Source organism: Streptomyces sp. 6N223 (genome assembly GCF_052246635.1).
Taxonomy (GTDB): domain Bacteria; phylum Actinomycetota; class Actinomycetes; order Streptomycetales; family Streptomycetaceae; genus Streptomyces.
Window position 1 is genome coordinate 23023 of record NZ_JBQQCA010000029.1, and the last position, 17088, is coordinate 40110.

At 69.6% G+C, this 17088-nt stretch carries 19 protein-coding genes; 9 read left to right on the forward strand and 10 right to left on the reverse strand.

All coding sequences use genetic code 11. From position 1 onward, the window contains the following. Positions 1-13: 13 nt before the first annotated feature. The gene (locus ACTWQH_RS18815) at positions 14-1180 is read left to right on the forward strand and encodes an iron-containing alcohol dehydrogenase (RefSeq protein ID WP_443287776.1); all 1167 of its coding nucleotides are present in this window, start codon (positions 14-16) and stop codon (positions 1178-1180) included. On the opposite strand, the gene ACTWQH_RS18820 is transcribed toward ACTWQH_RS18815, so the two are convergent. The 3 genes from ACTWQH_RS18820 to ACTWQH_RS18830 all read right to left on the reverse strand — a co-directional run bounded on the left by ACTWQH_RS18820 (position 1161) and on the right by ACTWQH_RS18830 (position 3168). Continuing rightward, positions 1161-1310: an FCD domain-containing protein gene (locus ACTWQH_RS18820; protein ID WP_443287777.1), complete on the reverse strand. Its 150-nt coding sequence runs from the start codon at positions 1308-1310 to the stop codon at positions 1161-1163. The genes ACTWQH_RS18815 and ACTWQH_RS18820 overlap by 20 nt on opposite strands. A gap of 120 nt (positions 1311-1430) precedes the next feature. Further along, a complete protein-coding gene (locus ACTWQH_RS18825) occupies positions 1431-2540 on the reverse strand; it encodes a sensor histidine kinase (protein ID WP_443287778.1) in 1110 nt (369 codons plus the stop codon). Further along, positions 2533-3168, reverse strand: a complete 636-nt coding sequence (locus ACTWQH_RS18830; RefSeq protein WP_443287779.1) for a response regulator transcription factor — start codon at positions 3166-3168, stop codon at positions 2533-2535. The genes ACTWQH_RS18825 and ACTWQH_RS18830 overlap by 8 nt, the downstream gene beginning before the upstream one ends. 165 nt (positions 3169-3333) lie before the next feature. On the opposite strand from ACTWQH_RS18830, the gene ACTWQH_RS18835 reads away from it, so the two are divergent. The 3 genes from ACTWQH_RS18835 to ACTWQH_RS18845 all read left to right on the forward strand — a co-directional run bounded on the left by ACTWQH_RS18835 (position 3334) and on the right by ACTWQH_RS18845 (position 5656). Next, positions 3334-3891: a M15 family metallopeptidase gene (locus ACTWQH_RS18835; RefSeq protein ID WP_443287780.1), complete on the forward strand. Its 558-nt coding sequence runs from the start codon at positions 3334-3336 to the stop codon at positions 3889-3891. Between the two features lie 23 nt (positions 3892-3914). Beyond that, entirely contained in the window at positions 3915-4952 is a 1038-nt protein-coding gene (locus tag ACTWQH_RS18840) for an endonuclease/exonuclease/phosphatase family protein (RefSeq protein ID WP_443287831.1), read from the forward strand. Positions 4953-5110: 158 nt separating this feature from the next. After that, positions 5111-5656 (forward strand): GrpB family protein, encoded by a 546-nt coding sequence (locus ACTWQH_RS18845; RefSeq protein WP_443287781.1) that lies wholly within the window; start codon positions 5111-5113, stop codon positions 5654-5656. Between the two features lie 55 nt (positions 5657-5711). Here ACTWQH_RS18845 and ACTWQH_RS18850 read toward each other — a convergent pair whose 3' ends face one another. Beyond that, entirely contained in the window at positions 5712-5909 is a 198-nt protein-coding gene (locus ACTWQH_RS18850) for a hypothetical protein (protein ID WP_443287782.1), read from the reverse strand. Between the two features lie 184 nt (positions 5910-6093). Here ACTWQH_RS18850 and ACTWQH_RS18855 point away from each other — a divergent pair, with 184 nt between their 5' ends. From ACTWQH_RS18855 to ACTWQH_RS18870, 4 genes are all read left to right on the forward strand, one after another. Next, the gene (locus ACTWQH_RS18855; protein ID WP_443287783.1) at positions 6094-6225 is read left to right on the forward strand and encodes a hypothetical protein; all 132 of its coding nucleotides are present in this window, start codon (positions 6094-6096) and stop codon (positions 6223-6225) included. 75 nt (positions 6226-6300) lie between these two features. Further along, the gene (locus ACTWQH_RS18860; protein ID WP_443287784.1) at positions 6301-6519 is read left to right on the forward strand and encodes a hypothetical protein; all 219 of its coding nucleotides are present in this window, start codon (positions 6301-6303) and stop codon (positions 6517-6519) included. An 82-nt stretch (positions 6520-6601) separates the two neighbouring features. Continuing rightward, the gene (locus ACTWQH_RS18865; protein ID WP_443287785.1) at positions 6602-7762 is read left to right on the forward strand and encodes a lactonase family protein; all 1161 of its coding nucleotides are present in this window, start codon (positions 6602-6604) and stop codon (positions 7760-7762) included. A 355-nt stretch (positions 7763-8117) separates the two neighbouring features. Next, a complete protein-coding gene (locus ACTWQH_RS18870) occupies positions 8118-9050 on the forward strand; it encodes an alpha/beta hydrolase family esterase (RefSeq protein WP_443287786.1) in 933 nt (310 codons plus the stop codon). Positions 9051-9311: 261 nt separating this feature from the next. Here the strand turns inward: ACTWQH_RS18870 and ACTWQH_RS18875 are convergent, their stop codons facing one another. From ACTWQH_RS18875 to ACTWQH_RS18900, 6 genes are all read right to left on the reverse strand, one after another. Then, on the reverse strand, positions 9312-9926 hold the full coding sequence (locus ACTWQH_RS18875; RefSeq protein WP_443287787.1) for a DinB family protein: 615 nt from the start codon (positions 9924-9926) through the stop codon (positions 9312-9314). A gap of 80 nt (positions 9927-10006) precedes the next feature. Then, on the reverse strand, positions 10007-10519 hold the full coding sequence (locus ACTWQH_RS18880; RefSeq protein WP_443287788.1) for a GNAT family N-acetyltransferase: 513 nt from the start codon (positions 10517-10519) through the stop codon (positions 10007-10009). 192 nt (positions 10520-10711) lie between these two features. Continuing rightward, positions 10712-12586 carry an ABC transporter ATP-binding protein gene (locus ACTWQH_RS18885; RefSeq protein ID WP_443287789.1) on the reverse strand — a complete coding sequence of 625 codons (1875 nt, stop codon included), beginning with the start codon at positions 12584-12586 and terminating at the stop codon, positions 10712-10714. Further along, the gene (locus tag ACTWQH_RS18890; protein WP_443287790.1) at positions 12583-14370 is read right to left on the reverse strand and encodes an ABC transporter ATP-binding protein; all 1788 of its coding nucleotides are present in this window, start codon (positions 14368-14370) and stop codon (positions 12583-12585) included. Before ACTWQH_RS18890 ends, ACTWQH_RS18885 begins: the two co-directional genes overlap by 4 nt. A gap of 147 nt (positions 14371-14517) precedes the next feature. Further along, a complete protein-coding gene (locus ACTWQH_RS18895) occupies positions 14518-14931 on the reverse strand; it encodes an RIO1 family regulatory kinase/ATPase domain-containing protein (protein WP_443287791.1) in 414 nt (137 codons plus the stop codon). A 407-nt stretch (positions 14932-15338) separates the two neighbouring features. Further along, on the reverse strand, positions 15339-16619 hold the full coding sequence (locus ACTWQH_RS18900; RefSeq protein ID WP_443287792.1) for an alginate lyase family protein: 1281 nt from the start codon (positions 16617-16619) through the stop codon (positions 15339-15341). Positions 16620-16820: 201 nt separating this feature from the next. Here ACTWQH_RS18900 and ACTWQH_RS18905 point away from each other — a divergent pair, with 201 nt between their 5' ends. Further along, complete coding sequence (locus ACTWQH_RS18905) at positions 16821-17075, forward strand: hypothetical protein (protein WP_443287793.1); 255 nt, start codon at positions 16821-16823, stop codon at positions 17073-17075. The last annotated feature ends 13 nt before the right edge of the window (positions 17076-17088 follow it).

Below are 17088 nucleotides of genomic sequence, written 5' to 3' on the forward strand. Positions count from 1 at the left end.
CACACCCGCCCAGGTGATCTTCGGCACCGGGATGGCCTCGGCGACGGGTCAGCTCGCCGCCGGGTACGGCGACCGGGCGCTGGTCGTCACCGATCCGACCATCGCCGGATCGCCCGGGTTCAACTCGGTGCGCACGTCGCTGCACGAGGCGGGTGTCGACGTACGCGTCTTCTCCGAGGCTGTCGTGGACGTTCCGGAGAGCACCATCACGGAAGCGGTCGAGTGCGCCGCGGAGTACCGGCCGGACGTGGTCGTCGCCGTCGGGGGCGGGAGCACCATCGACCTCGCGAAGGTCACTGCGCTGTTGGCGAGCCACCCAGGCCCGCTGAGCGGCTACTACCCCGTGGAGTCGGTGCCGGGTCCCGTGCTGCCGCTGATCGCGGTGCCCACCACGGCCGGGACGGGCTCGGAGGTCACGCCGGTCTCGGTGATCACCGATGCGACGACGCGGATGAAGGTCGGCATCGCGAGTCGGCACCTCATCCCGCGGCACGCGCTCTGCGACCCGCTGCTGACCGTGAGCGCACCGCGGACGGTGACCGCTCACTCGGGGATGGATGCGCTGGCCCACGCCGTGGAGTCCTTCATGGCGATCCGCCAGCCCTCGACCGCGTCCTCGGTGCTCGCCCGGCCGCAGGTCGGCAAGAACCTGCTCTCCGACACCCTCGCACTGACCGCAGCCGGCCGCATCTCCGCGAACCTGGCCCGCGCCGTCGACGACGGGGACGACCTGGACGCCCGGTCGGCGATGCTCTACGGCAGCCTGCTCGCCGGCATCGCCTTCGGCAACGCCGGCGTCACCGCTGCGCACGCCCTCCAGTTCGCGGTCGGGGCGGCGACCCACACTTCGCACGGGCTCGGGACCGGCCTCCTGCTCCCCTACGTCATGGAGTTCAACCGACCGGCGCGCCTCGCCGAGATGGCCGCTCTGGCCGGGGTGATGGAGTGCGCCGACCCCGTGGTAGCGGTCCACGAGCTGGGGCTGCGGGTCGGACTGCCCGCGTCGCTGGCCGAGATCGGTGTCGAGGCCGGTGAGGTCCGCGGACTGGCCGAGGCCTCGATCGGCATCAGGAGACTCATCGACAACAACCCCGTGCGGCTCGACGTGGACGCGCTGGAGCAGATCCTGATGGCGGCCTGGCACGGCGAGCCGAATCGGCTCAGCGCGGCACGCGTGTGAGGTCGCGGACCGCGCGCTCGAGGTGTGCGGTCATCCGCAGGACGCTGGCCTCGACGTCGCCCGTCTCGATGACGTCGAGCACGTCCTGGTGCTCGTCGGCGAGCGCGGCAGCGCCGCGAGGGACTGCCACTCGTCATCGGGCATGGAGGGGTGGCTCCGGCCGGCCCGGTTCAGCCAGACGGTCTGCGCTCCCCGCGCCCAGGCGTGTCGCGGATACGCCGTAGTGGCGGCGCATCAATCTCCTGACTCGTTAGCTGTCGGTGTGCGGGGCTGTCGCGGGTAGTTCCACAGTGATGCGGAGCCCGCCGGCGAAGCGCGGGGTGAGGGTGAGTGTTCCTTCGTGTGCCTGGGTGATGGTTTTGACGATTGCCAGGCCGAGGCCGACGCCTGCGTGGTCGGTGTGTATCCGCTCGGTGCCGCGCTGGAATGGTTCGGTGAGTGTCGAGACCAGCTGTGGGGTCAGCTTCTCGCCGGTGTTCTCGACGGTGAGCATCACAGTCCTGGGGCGGACGCTGGTGTTGACCCACACGGTGCCCTGTTCGGGCAGGTTGTGGACGATGGCGTTCTGCACGAGGTTCATCGTCAGCTGCAGCAGGAGCGCCGACGATCCGATCGTGGGGGTGACGTCGCCGCGGGTCTCGATGGTGACGCCATGCTTTTCCGCGAGGGGAAGGAGTGTTTCGGTGGCTTCTTCCGCCACGAGGGACAGGTCGACGTGCTCTCGGGTGAAGGCCCGCTGGTCAGCGCGGCTGATCAGGAGCAGTGCCTCACCAAGGTCGATCGCTCGGGTGTTGACGGCGTCGAGGCGGTCGATGAGTTCGCCGGTGTCGCGGTTCGGATCGGCGCGGGCCACGTCGAGAAGTGCCTTCGAGACCGCCAGCGGGGTGCGCAGCTCGTGAGAGGCGTTGGCCGCGAATCTCTGCTGTTCGGCGACGTGTGCTTCGAGCCGTGCGAGCATCGTGTCGAAGGCGTCGGCAAGTTCGCGGAACTCGTCTTTGCGGCCCGGCAACCGGATGCGGTGGGCGAGTGATCCGTTCGTGGCGATTCGTGTGGCGTCCGCGATGCGAGTCAGAGGGGCAAGCATACGGCCGGCGAGGATCCAGCCTCCCACGAGGCCGAACACCAGCAGGAATGCGAACACTGCGGCTGCCCTCGGAGCGAAAACGCGCAGGAGGTTGGTCCGGACGGGAAAAACACCATGAGTGGGGGCGTCATGGAGGTCGATGAACGCACGCTCGGGGACGTAACGCAGGAGGAACACCCACACGGCGGCGAGCAGCAAGGCACCTGCAAGCATGAGGAATCCGGCGTAGCTGAGGGTGAGTTTGAGGCGAACGCTCAACCCGGGTGCTCTATCCACGGTCTCCTCCCCCACGCCCGGTGTCTGGTCCCGTGTCGATGCGGTAGCCGACGCCGGGCACCGTGGCGATCGGCCAGGGTTCGCCTAACCGTTCGCGCAGCGCCGAGACCGTGATGCGCACGGCGTTGGTGAACGGGTCGGCGTCCTCATTCCACGCCCGTTCCAGCAACGCTTCGGCACTGATGACACCGCCTTCGGCAGCGACGAGAACTTCGAGCACGGCGAAGTGTTTCCGGGTGAGCGCGACGTAGCGTCCGTCGCGGAAGACCTCCCGGCGGAAGGGGTCCAGCCGCATACCTGCGATCCCTCGCACAAGACGCCTGCTGTGGGCGCGCCTGCGGTCGAGTGCTCTGAACCTGAGCGCGAGCCCTTGCAGTTCGACCGGCTCGGTGAGGTACTCGTCGGCGCCGAGTTCGAACTCGGAGGCGACGATTCGTTTGGCGATCTCGTCACCGGACAGTCCGGGGACGTCGCGGTCGAGGACGGGGATGTCGCAGGCATTGATGCTCAGGAGATCCAGAGCGGCGCCGCCGTCATCGTCGATGTCGGCCGCGATCGCTGCCAGGCGTAGGTCATCGCGGATGGCTTCTGCCGGACAGGGTTCATCCTCAACAATCAACACACGCATAGTATCAATGCTACTAGCTGGCGCATATCGTCGGCATATTGAAAAACACATACGCGCTGGCAACACAACGCTGCCTTGACTGGCAGCATGACTCGAACGCCACCATCAGCACGAACAACGACCCGCCGGATTCACCGGTTCCTTGTTGTCAGCCTGATAGTCGTCATGGGAGCGATCACCGCAGCCCTTGGCTACCCGTTGCTGAAGTCCTCGTCCTTCTCGGCCGCATCACCCTTGAATGCTTTTCGCAGTGAAGACCGTGGGGCGCTTGGCGAGGCTGACGGTGTCGTCCCCGACGGTGTGACCGTATTCGATGACGCGATTCCGGCTGTGGCCAACCTCGATCCAGATCTGATCAAGGCCCTCCGCCAGGCTGCAACGGATGCGGCGGACGACGGAGTCGAGTTATACGTCAATAGCGGCTGGCGTTCCCCGGAGTACCAAAATCAGCTTCTTCGCGAGGCGGTCTCCAAGCACGGGTCTGAAGCCGAGGCTGCCCGATGGGTGGCCACCGCCGCGACGTCTCCTCACGTGTCGGGGGACGCGGTCGACATCGGGCACTCCGATGCGACGGCGTGGCTTTCCGACCATGGTGCCGAGTACGGGCTGTGCCAGATCTACAAGAACGAACCCTGGCACTACGAACTGCGCAGCAATGCGATCGATCGTGGTTGCCCGCGTATGTATGCCGACCCCACCCAGGATCCGAGGATGCAGCAGTGACGGGCAGTCAGCCAGGACAGACGATGGTGCTGGTGGACACGGCGGAGACCGAACAGGGCGGCGCCGGCCGCCTGGATACGGGCCCCCGTACCTGGCGCGCGGGCATCCGCCGGGCGATCCGCATCGGCTCCCGGCCGGGGCCCTGGAAGCGCGGCCTGGTCCTCGCGGCGCTGGCGCTGCTGCTGGGCCTGTTCATGCTGCTGCACGCGAAGATCCCGAACCGGATCGGGAGCCTCGGCAGCCTGGTGGAGACCTTCCTGCCGTGGTTCGGCCTGTTCATCCCGCTGCTTCTTGCCGGGGCGCTGCTGCGCCGCTCCGCCTCCGCGGTGGCCGCGCTGCTGCTGCCGGTCCTGGTGTGGCTGAACCTCTTCGGAGGGCTGCTCAGCGACAAGTCCCACCCGGGCAACAACGACCTCACCGTGGTCAGCCACAACGCCGGCGCCAACAACCCCGACCCGGCCGGCACCGCCCGCGACCTGGCCGCCTCCGGGGCGGACGTGCTGGCCCTGCAGGAACTGACCCAGCAGGCCCGGGGCACGTTCGAGAAGGAGCTGGCGAAGGCGTACCCGTACCACACGGTGCAGGGCACGGTCGGGCTGTGGAGCAAGCTGCCGCTGTCGGACACCCAGCCGGTCGACATCAAGATGGACTCGACCCGGGCGCTGCGCACCACGGTGGCCACGGACCAGGGGCCGCTGGCGGTGTATGTGGCCCACCTGGGGTCCGTACGGGTGATCCCCAGGGCGGGCTTTTGGACGGCCCAGCGGGACGCCGGCGCGCACGCGCTCGGCAACGCCATCGCCGCCGAGCAGAACAAGCGGGTGGTGCTGCTCGGCGACCTGAACGGCACCATGGACGACCGCGCGCTCGCCGGCATCACCTCGCAGATGCGCTCGGCCCAGGACGTGGCCGGGGACGGCTTCGGCTTCAGCTGGCCGGCGGAGTTCCCGGTGGCGCGGATCGACCAGATCCTGGTCCGCGGCGTGGAGCCGCAGAGCTCGTGGGTGCTGCCGGCCACCGGCAGCGACCACCTGCCGGTGGCGGCCGGGATCAGCTGGTGAACACCAGCCGGTGAAGACCGCGTAAGGCCTGCGGATCCGTCCCGCGCCTCCCGGTCCCCCGGCGGGAGGCGCCCGCCAGGGCTGAGCGATACCGGACCCGGCCGCGCGCGGGCCGCCGTCACCGATATCCCGCCGTCCGACCCGGGGATAATCGGGGAATGGCCGACCCAGTCGAGATCGTGGACTACGAGCCCGTCTGGAGGGCGATCTTCGCCGAGGTGGGCGCGGGCTTGCGCCGGGCGCTGGGCGATGTCGCGGTGCGGATCGATCACATCGGGTCGACCTCGGTGCCGGGACTTGCCGCCAAGCCGGTGATCGACGTGCAGGTCTCGGTGCGCTCCTTCGAGCCGTTGGCCGCCATCCGCGGGCCGCTGGAAGCGTGCGGCTTCGTATATCGGGCGGACAATCCCGAGCGGACCAAGCGCTATTTCCGGGAGGCTCCGGGGCGGCGCCGGACCCACGTCCACGTGCGCCGGCTGGGCAGTTTCTCCGAGCAGTTCCCGCTGCTGTTCCGCGACTACCTTCGGTGCCATCCGGACGCCGTGGCCGAGTACGCCGAGGTCAAGCGGCGGTGCGCGGCGGAGTTCCGCAACGATCGGGGCGGCTACGTCGAGGCGAAGGATCCGTTCGTGTGGGAGATCGTCCGGCGCGCCGATGGCTGGGCCCAGCGCAAAGGCTGGGTGCCGAGCCCGAGTGATGCCTGAGCGAAGCGACGCCGCGGGCGTGCCGTAGGTGCACGATGAACGGCGGCGCTGCCCGTCATTTGCCCGGCAGTGTCGTGGAGTAGGTCAGCGCCGTCTTGATCCAGCAGTCCCGTGTGGCGTCGTTGAGGCCGGCCCCGGCGGCGCGCACCCAGCCGCGCATGGTCCGCGCGCCCTTGACGGCGGGGCGCGCGCGTGGACGGGCGAGCCCCAGCCGGTCACGCACCCGCTCCGCCTGCTCGTCGTCATAGGCCAACCTCCAGGTCCTCACCGTCACCGGCGGCCTGGTGACGCACAACGTCGTCTTCGCCGGCCCGCGCGTCTTCGACGCCTTCGAGCTGCCGCAGCAGTTCTCCGTCGACGATTTCCCCCGGGAGCGATGAGTCCGGCGGGTGCCGCCGGTACGTACCGGTGAGCACCTGACCGAAAGGACCGTCGCCGTGAGCGTCATCGTCATCGACTTCATCACCCTGGACGGGATCGTGTCCGACCCCGGCGGCTCCGCGGGCACGCCGCTGGGCGGCGTCCCGGAGCGTGCCCGTGCCCTGGCGTCGGAAGGCGCGGGCGGGTAGCGTCTCGGAAGGTCTCGTGGCACATCGGGAGCGCTCGTTCGCAGAAGAAGTCCCCACGTTTCTTACGGAGTCGCCATGGCACCACGTCACCGGGCTGGTGAACACTCCGGACGCCGTCGAGCCGGTGTTCACCAACCGGCCTCGGTCGGCAGCTGCGAGCCCGCGGAGACCGGCACGCTCGACGTGCCGGTCACCGCAGTCGGTGCCACGCCCGACGGCGAGCCGTACGACGTCAAGGACTTGCCCGGCGGCGTGCACCGCGTCGGGTCGCAGCGGGCAGGCGAGACCGAGTAGCGGCGGCACGGCCGGCCGTCTCAGCTGCCCCTTGCTCGTTGCGTGTTGCAGGACCTCCACCCCCACACCTTGGAGACACTCGATGACACCCCCACCCCTCTCGCGCCGCGCCGCGCTCAGCCTTCCCCTGCTCGGCGCGGCAGCGGTCGCCCTGCCGCTGCCGTCGGCGCACGCCGCCCCCGGACCGTTCCGCGTGTACCTCGGGGCCTATACCGGTGGCACGGAGGAAGGCATCGGCGTCGCCACCGCCGACGACGCCACCGGCGGGCTCCAGCTCGACACCGTGGTGCCCGCCGCGTCCCCGACCTGGCTGACCCTGGCCCCGTCCGGGGGCGTGCTGTACGCGGCCCATGAGACCGCCGAGGGTCAGGTCTCGGCGCTCTCCCTCGGCCAGGACGGCGCCGTCACGGGCACGCTGGGCAGCTGCCCGAGCGGTGGCAGCGGCGCGGTCCACCTCGATCTGCATGCGGGAGGCGGCCATCTGTTCGTCGCCAACTACGGCTCGGGATCCGTCGCGGTGGTGACGCTGGCCGAGGACGGCACGCCCCAGGAGGTGAGCCAGGTCGTCCAGTACACCGGCTCCGGCCCCAACCCGGACCGGCAGGAGGGCCCGCACGCTCACATGGTGCTGTCGGACCCGGCCGCCCCGGACCGCGTCCTGGCGTGCGACCTGGGCACCGACACCGTCCACGTCTACGCCTTCGACCCCGCCCAGGGCCAGCTCACCAGCGAGCACGAGGTCAAGATGGCGCCCGGCTCCGGCCCGCGGCACCTGGCCCTGCACCCCGAGGCGGACGCCGCGTACGTGCTGGGCGAGCTGGACTGCACCCTCACCGTCTGCGCGTACGACCGGGCCACCGGCGCCCTCACGCCCCAGTCCACCGTCTCCCTGCTGCCGGACGGCACCTCGCCGGACGGCAACACGGCCGCCGAGGTGCTGGTCTCCTCCGACGGCCGGTTCGTGTACGCCTCCGTCCGGGGCCCGGACATCATCGCGGCGTTCGCGGTCGAGGGGACGGGCGGCACCGAGCTGCGGCTCCTCGGGCGCCAGTCGTGCGGCGGAAGCTGGCCCCGCCACATCGCCCTCGATTCCGAGGAGCGCTGGCTGTACGCCGCCAACCAGTACTCCGGCTCGGTCGCCGTGTTCGCCCGGGACGCCGACACCGGCACCCTGACCCCGGCCGGTGAGCCGCTGCCCTTCCCGCAGGTGGTGTGCGCGATCCCGGCCGCACCAGCGGCATGACGGGTCCGCGCACGAGGTTCGCCCAAGGCCAGCGGGGCAGGGCTCTCGGGACGAGCCCCGCCCCGCGGCCGGTCGGCCGGCCGAGCAGGAGCCGCCGGGCGGGCCGCGGGACCAGCCCGCACTCAACCGGTCGCGTCGTCAGGTTCTGCGGCGCGCTGCCGGCGCTCCCGCCTCGCTTCCCGTGTGCGACGCCCCGCTCGGCCGCCGGCGGCGGGCTGAGCTTGCAGTTCTTACCTCACCTCGGGAGGCGCCGATGGGCCGGCACACGCATGCCCGCCGCCCGCCCACCGGCGTTCCCCCACCCCGACGAAGGAGGAGTTACATGCCGGCAGCGCAACGACGGAGAAGTCGCGTCATGGTCAGGCCCAAGAACGTGATCGGTGCCATCGTGGCCGCGGCGCTTCTCGTCCTGACCACGGGTGGCACGGCGTTGAGCAGCCCTTCCGGAACCGTGTCGCCCACGGACGCCGGCAGCGCTGAAGCCACCGCCGGTTGCGGGCAGGCCCCAACACTGACGGACGGCACGCACACCATCCAGAGCGGCGGCAAGGAGCGCACGTTCATCCTGGACGTTCCCGACAACTACGACAACGCCCACCCCTACCGGCTGATCTTCGGCCTGCACTGGTACGGAGGCACCGCCGAGGACGTCGCCACGGGCCAGACGGTCGAAACGGGCACCTGGGCCTACTACGGGCTCCAGCGACTGGCGGACGACAGCGCCATCTTCGTCGCGCCCCAGGGCATCGACAACGGGTGGGCCAACACCGGTGGCGAAGACGTGATCTTCATCGACGACATCATCGCGATGATCGAGGCGGACCTCTGCGTCGACACAACACAGGTGTTCTCCATCGGCTTCAGCTACGGCGGTGCGATGAGTTACGCACTCGCGTGTTCCCGGCCGGACGTCTTCCGCGCGGTCGTGGTCCAGTCCGGCGGCGGGCCCAGCGGGTGCGACGGCGGCACCCAGCCCGTCGCGTACTTCGGGGTGCACGGCATCAGTGACAGCCCGGGCATCGGAGAATCGGCGCGCGACATGTTCGTCGCGAACAACGGCTGCACCCCCCAGGACCCGCCCAGGCCGGCGGCGGGCAGCCTGACGCACATCACCACCGCCTATGAGGGATGTGCGGAGGGATATCCGGTGCAGTACGCCTGGTTCGACGGCGGGCACATCTCCGCCCCGCAGGACGGCGCCCCCGGTGACAGCGGCCCGAACACCTGGGTGCCGGGTGAGGTCTGGGAGTTCTTCACGCAGTTCGAGAGTGCCCCGCCGGCCGGCTAGGCGGGCGAGAACGCCACCCAAGCTCGCGACAGGCACCGGGCCCAGGGGGTGGATCGCGGCCGGGATCCACCCCCTTGGGCCTTCCACGCCATCAGCTGACCGCGGACCCTGCGCGTCCGGATCGTGGGGTTTGGACCGTTGACGGTGGATGTGACGATCGAGGAAGAGCGAGCGAGTTCGGGCGACTCGGTGCCGGGCCGGCTGCGTCAGAAGGTCGCCGAGGGGCGCTCCTGCGAGGCGGGAGCAGAGCGCCGTCCCGGTTCAGGCGTGTGCGTCGGTGGAACCAGCGCGATCGGGCTTGGCGGCGGCTGCTGTGGCGGCCCGCTCGATCTTCGCGCGCCGGGCTTCCCAGAAGGCCGCGTCGCGCTGCGGGGTCGCGGATTCGGCTGTCGGGCCTGTGGAGCCGTCGAGCTGCTCGCGCAGAATGTCGGCGTGTCCGGCGTGCCGGCTGGTCTCGGTGAGCATGTGGACCAGGACGTTGAAGAGCTTCACGTGGGGGCGTGGCCACCAGGGCACGTGGCCGGGCGCGTCGATGGCGAGGGCACTGATCGTTGCGTCCGAGTGCTCCCCCACGCGGCGGTAGAGGCCGGTGATCTCCTCGCGCGTCTCGTGCTCGGTCACCCACAGGTCGGCCCCGCGCTCCGCTGCGTCGTCCCACCGGGGCATGGCTTCGGGGAACGGCCGGTCGAAGACCTCGCCGAAGTACCTGGACTCCCAGATCGACAGGTGCTTGACCAGGCCGAGAAGGTTGGTGCCCGTCGTGGTCAGCGGGCGGCGTATGTCGTACTCGCTGAGCCCGACGAGCTTCCAGAGCACCGCCGCGCGAACCTCTCGCAGCTCGCTGTGCAGGTACTCCTTCGCGAAATCGTCGATCACGGGCACGAGCCTGTCACACGCCTCCAGCGGGTCAACCCGCGACCAGCACTCGGCAGAGCGCCACGCTCGTCCTGTGGGCGTCACTCCCGATGGCTGCTCAGCGTGCTGACCATGAAGGTGCAGGGATTCGCTACGTGCTGGACAACGCCCTCGGCGTCCCCGTGGGCATACCGGTCCACATACGAGGTGACAGGCCGGTACCCCAGCCGCCGGTACAGCGCCGCCGCGCGGACATTGTCCTCTCCCACGCCCAGGCCCATGCGCCACACCCCGCGTCCCCGCGCCAGATCCTCGGCGGTGCGGATGAACGCCGTACCGATCCCCTGGGAACGCAGCGACTCCGGCCACACGAACAGCCCGTTGATCTCCGGGCAGTCCCCCACGACGGCCCGCACCTCTCCGGCCGCGCACCCGTCCCAGCGCACCTCACACGTCCCCACCGGCCGCCCGTCACGCCAGGCGATCAGGTACGTACCGGCCCCGGCACACTGCCTGCCGTACCGCTGCGCGTGATTCGCCGTCGCCGACTCCGACGGCAGCACCACGTCGAGCACCGCCACGTCCTCGTCACGACACTCAGCTATCCGAGCCATACCGCCTGCCTTCCTGGGAGAGCCCCGCTCGGCCGGAATGATCGCACGCGGTCGCCATCCGATGTCGCCGCCGTCGGCAACAGCCGGAGGTGGTGCTCGTGCGGGCGATCCGCGCCCCGCCCGACCTCGACCAGGCGACCCCCGCGGGTACGGTGCGTGGACGACTTCGCCTTGGTGTGGGACAGGTCCCGTTCACGTGAGGCCGTCTTGCCATGCGGTGTGCAGGTCCGCGAACCTCCCTCGTTTTTCGACGAGGTCGTCGGGTGTGCCGTCTTCGACGATGCGCCCGTCGGCCATCACCAGGACCCGGTCGGCGATGCGGACCGTTGAGAGTCGGTGTGCGATGACGAGGGCTGTGCGCCCCTCCAGTACCGTGCTCATGGCGTGTTGGACGAGCCTTTCGCCCGGGATGTCCAGGGAGGATGTGGCCTCGTCGAGGATCACCACGGTCGGATCGGCGAGCAAGGCACGGGCGAGTGCCACCCGTTGCCGTTGCCCGGCGGAGATGAGGGTGCCGCGGGTGCGGACGTCCGTGTCGTATCCGTCCGGCAGCGCACTGATGAAGTCGTGTGCGCCGATCGCCCTGGCGACCCGTTCGATGTCTTTCCGGTCGGCCTGGGGGCGGCCGATGGCGATGTTCTCGGCGATGGTTCCGGAGAAGATGAAGGCGTCTTGCGTCACCATCACCACGCCGCGTCGTAGCTCAGCCGTGGCCAGGTGACGGAGATCTACTCCGTCGAGGAGGATCCGGCCGTGCGTGGGATCGTGGAACCGGGCCAGCAGCTTGGCCAGCGTTGATTTGCCGGCGCCGGTCGCCCCGACGACGGCCACGGTCTCCCCGGGGGCGAGGGAGAGGTCGAGGCGGGGCAGGACCTCGCCGCCGGTGCGGTACGTGAAGGCCACGTTCTCGAAGACGACCTGGCGGCCGCGTCGACCGGGGGCGTTCGCCGGTAGCTGTTGGGGGTCGTCGGGTTCGGGGACGGAGGGCCGCTGGGCCAGGAGGGCCGCGATCTTCTCCAGGGAGGCGGCCGCTGACTGGTAGGCGTCCAGGACGCCTCCGAGTTTGAGGGGGTCGTCGTACAGACGGCGCAGGTAGAGAACGGCGGCGGTGAAGGCACCGAGTTCCAGGCTGTGGGAGGCGACGCGGTAGGCGCCCCACATGACGAGGAGGGCGATGCCGGCGTTGGCGACGAGCCGGGACGATGTCACGTACCGGCCCATCTCCAGGGCGGCGTCACCGTTGAGGTGCGCGTGTTGGCGATTGATCAGCCGGAAGGACTCGTCGTTGGACCTCTCCAGGCGGAAGGTCTGCACCGCGCGGATGTTGTGGAAGGTCTCGGCGAACTTCCTGGTGACGGCGGCCATCGCGCTGGACCGTTCGCCGTAGACGCGCGTGGCGCGGCGGCGGAAGGTACGGACGGTCAGGTACAGCGGCCCTCCCACGGCCACCGCGGCCAGGCCCAGTTGCCAGTCGAGGTACAGCAGGGGGCCGGTGATGTAGACCGTTGTCAGCACGGCGCTGACGATGTCCTCCAGTCCTTTGGTGAGCAGGCTGCGGAGCGCCCCGACGTCGCTGGTGGCCCTGGAGGTGAGCCGGCCGGAGGTGTACCGCTCGTGGAAGTCGATGCTCAGGGACTGGGAGTGGCGGAAAATGCGCCCGAGGAGGTCGAGGATCACGTCTTGGCCCACGCATGCCGAGAGGCGGACGTATCCGTACTGCAACGCCCCCGAGCCCGCCACGACCAGCACGTAGCCCAGGCAGACGGCCAGGATCGGGCCGCGATCGTTCTCCCGCAGAGCCGGGACCGCCTGGTCGATCGTGTACGCGACGAGCAGCGGGCTCACCTGCGAGATCCCCCGCTGAAGGATCAGCACGAGGCAGGTCACCGCGACGCGGCGCCGGTGTGGGCGCAGCAGGGACCGCAGCAGTGCCCGCGACGCGCCTGCGGGCGCGGGGAGGACATCCTGGGCGAAGGGATCCGTGGCGGCCTGTGCCGATTCTTCCTGCTCGCCTGTGTCACCCGGGTGGGCGCCAGCGGGCTGAGAGGTCGTTACCGAGGAGGTCATGACGTCTTCCCGCCTTCCCTACGGCCGGCCGCCGAGGTCGTCGTCAGGGGCCCGAGTCCGGACATGAGCCAGGCGTACTCCGCGTTCGTCTTCAACAGCTCTTGGTGCGTGCCGACGGCGGTGATCCGGCCCTGCGAGAGCAGGGCGACCCGGTCGGCGAGGAGCACGGTCGAGGGGCGGTGGGCGACGAGGAGCGCCGTTGTCGTGCCGAGCACCTCGCGCAGCGCGGCTTCGACCGCGGCCTCGGTGTGGATGTCCAGGGCCGACAGGGGATCGTCGAGGACGAGCAGGCGTGGCCGGCCGACGACGGCGCGGGCCAGGGCGAGTCGCTGGCGCTGCCCGCCGGAGAGGGTCAGCCCCTGCTCGCCCACCATCGTGGCCGGCCCGTCGGGGAGGCGGCGGACGAAGCCGTCGGCCTGCGCCACCCGAAGGGCCCGCGCGGTGTCCGCGTCGGTGGCCGTCTCCGCTCCCATGGCCACGTTCTCGGCGATCGTCGCGGAGAAGAGCGCCGAGTCCTCGAAGGCGACGGCGATACAGCCGCGCAGTTCGGCCCGCGGCATGTCGGCGATGTCCTGGCCGTCCACCGTGATCCGACCTCCGGTCGGCTCGTACAGCCGCGGCACCAGGCTGGCGAGGGTCGTCTTGCCGCTGCCGGTCGCCCCGACCAGGGCGAAGGTCTCTCCGGGAGCGATGCGCAGGTCGACGCCGCGCAGGATGGCTGGAGCATCGGACGGAGCGCCGGGGTAGCGGAACTCCACCTTCTCCAACGCGAGTCCGGCAGGTCCCGGTTCAGTCGTCGGCCGCCGGGTGAGCGTGGGCTCGGGTTCGGGCGGCATCGGGAGCGCCATGACGTCGAGGTAGCGGTCGACGGCGGTCGCCGCCTCGTGGCTCAGGGCGAGCAACGAGCCCGTTGACTCCACCACCGGCCGCAGGACCAGGGCCGTCGCCAGGAACGCCAGCAAGGTACCGGGCGACAGTGACCCGTCGGCCACCTGTTGGGCCCCCAACACGAGCGTCGCCCCGACCGCGATCTCCGGCAACGCCACGAACAGGGCTGACACGCCGGCCAGCAGGCGCGCCTTGTGAAGCTCGGCGCCGCGGACCCGGCGGGCCAGCTCCCAGAACGCGTGCGCCTGGCTCTCGTGCCGACCGAAGCCCTTGATGACGCGGATGCCCATGACGGATTCTTCGATGACCGTCGTCAGGTTGCCGCTGTGGTCCTGGGCCTGGCGCGAGGCGAGCGCGTAACGGGCCTCGAAGAGCGAGCTCACCACCATCAGCGGTACGGCCGGTGCGAGCAGCACCAAACCGAGTGTCCACTGCTGGGACAGCAGGATGAGGCAGCCGACGAGGATCGTCGTGGCGTTCACCACAAGAAACGTCAGGGGGAGCGCCAGGAAGACGTGGATCAGGCCGAGGTCTGACGTGGCCCGGGAGAGGAGTTGGCCTGATGACCACCGGTCGTGGAAGGAGATCGGCAGCCGTTGCACGTGGTAGTACAGCGCCTCCCGCATCGACGCCTCGACCTCAGCCAGTGGCCGCGCGACCAGCCAGCGCCGCACGCCGAAGATGGCCGCCTCGGCGACTCCCAGCAGCAACAGGGCCAGGCCGCCCCACCACACACCGGACGGATCACCGTCTGTGAGTGGGCCGTCGGCCATCCACTTCAGGACCAACGGCATGACGAGCCCGAGGCACGACGCGGTGGTCGCCAGAAGGGAGGCGAAAAGAAGGCGCAGGCGCACGGGCCGTACGTACGGCCATAGGCGCAAGAGAGAACGCAAGGTGGAGCGTTCGCCGACATGGGATCGCGGATTCACTGTGACATACCCCTTAAGGAATAATCTGCTTGCTGCCCGGACAACGGGGTGACGACGATGAACGCCCTATTCCCCGGCGACGGCGGCAACGGGTGTGAGGGCTTGTGGGTGTCAGTCGAGGCCGCTGTCAGCGAGCAGGCCGGCGGCGAGCCGTCCCACCCGCTCCGGGGCAAGACCACGGGCGATGAACCACGCCCCGATATTCCGCACATCGCGCGTCAGATAGAAACGCCCGCGGGGATTACTGATCACATCGACGATCTGGGGAACGTCGATGAGGACGAGTCGGCCATCGTGCACAAGCACGTTGTAGCGCGACAGATCACCGTGGGCGAGCCCGTTCCCCGCCAAGAGCGACAGGCTGCGGACGAGCTGGTCCCACAGGCCATCGAGCTCGGGCGGCGACGGTCGCACCTGAGCAAGGCGCGGAGCGGCGGCGTGCTCCGCGTCGCCGATCTCGGCGCGCTCCTTACGATATGCCCTCCCTCGCGAACGCATGGGAGAAAAGTTGTCGGATTCACGCACAGCAGCGATCTCCTGAACGGGATGCAGTCATCGGCGACACCTCCGTCCACTTCGCTGGTCGTTCAGCCCTAATCGCTGAGGGCTGGCCGCAGCACACCTTCGTAACGGTCGAGTCACAACCGACCGTGCCTGCGGACGATGGCTTATCCTCCGCGCTGGGCTGATCGAGGTGGACCGTGATTTGGTTGCTGGGTGCTGTGCGGGCAGCCGAAGCCGTGCCGCCGTCGCCCGGGCGGTGAGGCTCGATGAGGCGGCAGCCGATTGTCGTGGGCCTCTCACCTTCGCAGGCTGACGGCCTTGCAGACCGGCGGCTTGTCGTCGGTGCGCGGTTCGGTATCCCAGGGGAACGGCATGGCGGGCCACCCTTTACCGGGGAGTGGGAGCCTGTCCGGCGGTGGGGTCTTCTGTCATTCGCTCACCAAGCGATCGACGTATGCGAGCGTGCCGAAGCCCAGTTCGTCGAAGCCGCCGCTGGTGCCGCCGTAGTCGCCGCCGCCGCCTTCCGGGGAGTTGGCCAGGGCCATTTCCTGCATGTTCGGGCAGTCCTGGTTCAGCCGGCCCCAGTAGTGGTGGAAGACCCGCTCCCAGACCGGGCGCACCTGGCCGCGGCCGCCTTCGGAGATGACGGTGTGCACCTCCCCCTCGCAGTTCTCGTAGGTGGTGAACGGCACGTCGTCGTTGCCCAGGTTGTACCGGGCCACGTACTCGCACGCCTTGCGGAACCTGTAGTCGTCCGCGGCGTAGAGGTCGACGCCCTGGCTGTAGGCCATCTCGCAGAGCGTGCCCATCAGCCCGATGCCCATCATGCTGTGGGCCTGGTCGCGCCCGCTCTCCTGCCACTGGGCCAGGCCGACGTCGTCGTAGACGAACGGGGCCGCGTTCACGAGGTTGCCGGTGCCCAGGCCGTTGTAGAAGTAGTCCACCGCCTCGTCGAACTGGGCCTGGTCGTCGCGCAGGATCCCGATGGCCATGATCGAGGCCATGTTGCACAGGTCCCAGTTGGCCCAGTAGTGGGACTCGCAGGTGCCGTTGTGCCGGACCAGGAAATCGGAATTCAGCGGGTAGAAAACGTTCTGCATCAGGTCCTGGAACCGGACCAGGTCGAAGCCCTCGTAGTCACGGATGATCTCGCCCACGTTGGCGAACTGGTACCCGTAGATACCCGACGCGAGACGGGAGTCGGAGGGGCCGGCGTCAATGGACGTCAGCGTCTCCGACCACGCGTTGCAGATGTCCCGCGCGGTGTCGCCGTGGGCGGTGTCGCCGGTGATCTTCCAGCGCAGCGCGTTCTGGTACGCCGCGTGGATGTCGTTGTAGAGGATCGGGTAGTTCTCCGGCCCTGAGCCGCCGGAGCCGCGGATGATCGTCTCCTGCGGGTTGGGGACCCAGCCGGGGTGGGAGTGCGTGTTGTTGATGAGCCGGTTCCAGCCCCAGATCCACGGCTCGTCGCCCGCGGCCACGTGCTCCGCCATCCGGTCGAACGCCTCCTGCGTGTGGAGCGCACCGGGGTGGGTGAACGTCTGGAGCGGCCGGGCGGCCTGCCGCCGTGCCTCGGTGCCGGCGGCGCTGGCGGACTGGACGGCGTAGACGGCGCCGGGGATCGCCAGCGCGCCGCTGCCGAGGGCGGCGGCCTTCAGGATGCGGCGGCGGCCTGGGTTCTCCTCCTCCGGGCGATGCGTGCCCTTCATGAGAATCCCTCTTTCGGTTGCGTGTGGGGGTCGGCACGTCCCGTGTGCCACCCTCATGGTTCCTCCTCGCACAGAAAAGGTTCTCTAGAAGCAGGGATTTCGAAAGATTTCGAGCTCTTTCGCGGATCGGGGTGGACCAGTGGCGCCGGGCCAGTCGATGGCGGCGAGTTGGGGGTCGAGGCGCCATGGACGTCGAAACCCATGGCCATGGGAGCGCGACTCAATGGTGTGGTCGCCCGGCAGGGAGGTCCGCACCGTGAGCACACGCCGGAACCCGACCTGCCGCTCTGCCCGCCACTTCGCCCCTCGCTGACGGTCGAGGAACTGCTGGCCGTGAAGGGCGCAAAGCCGATCCGCTCGCTGGACGAACTGCGCGCCGACGCTTTCGAGGACGAGGCGGCGCTGGAAGGGTTTCTTGCCTTTACCGCGGCCGAACGCCACCGCGACGTCGCCTGAAGGCACTGCGCCC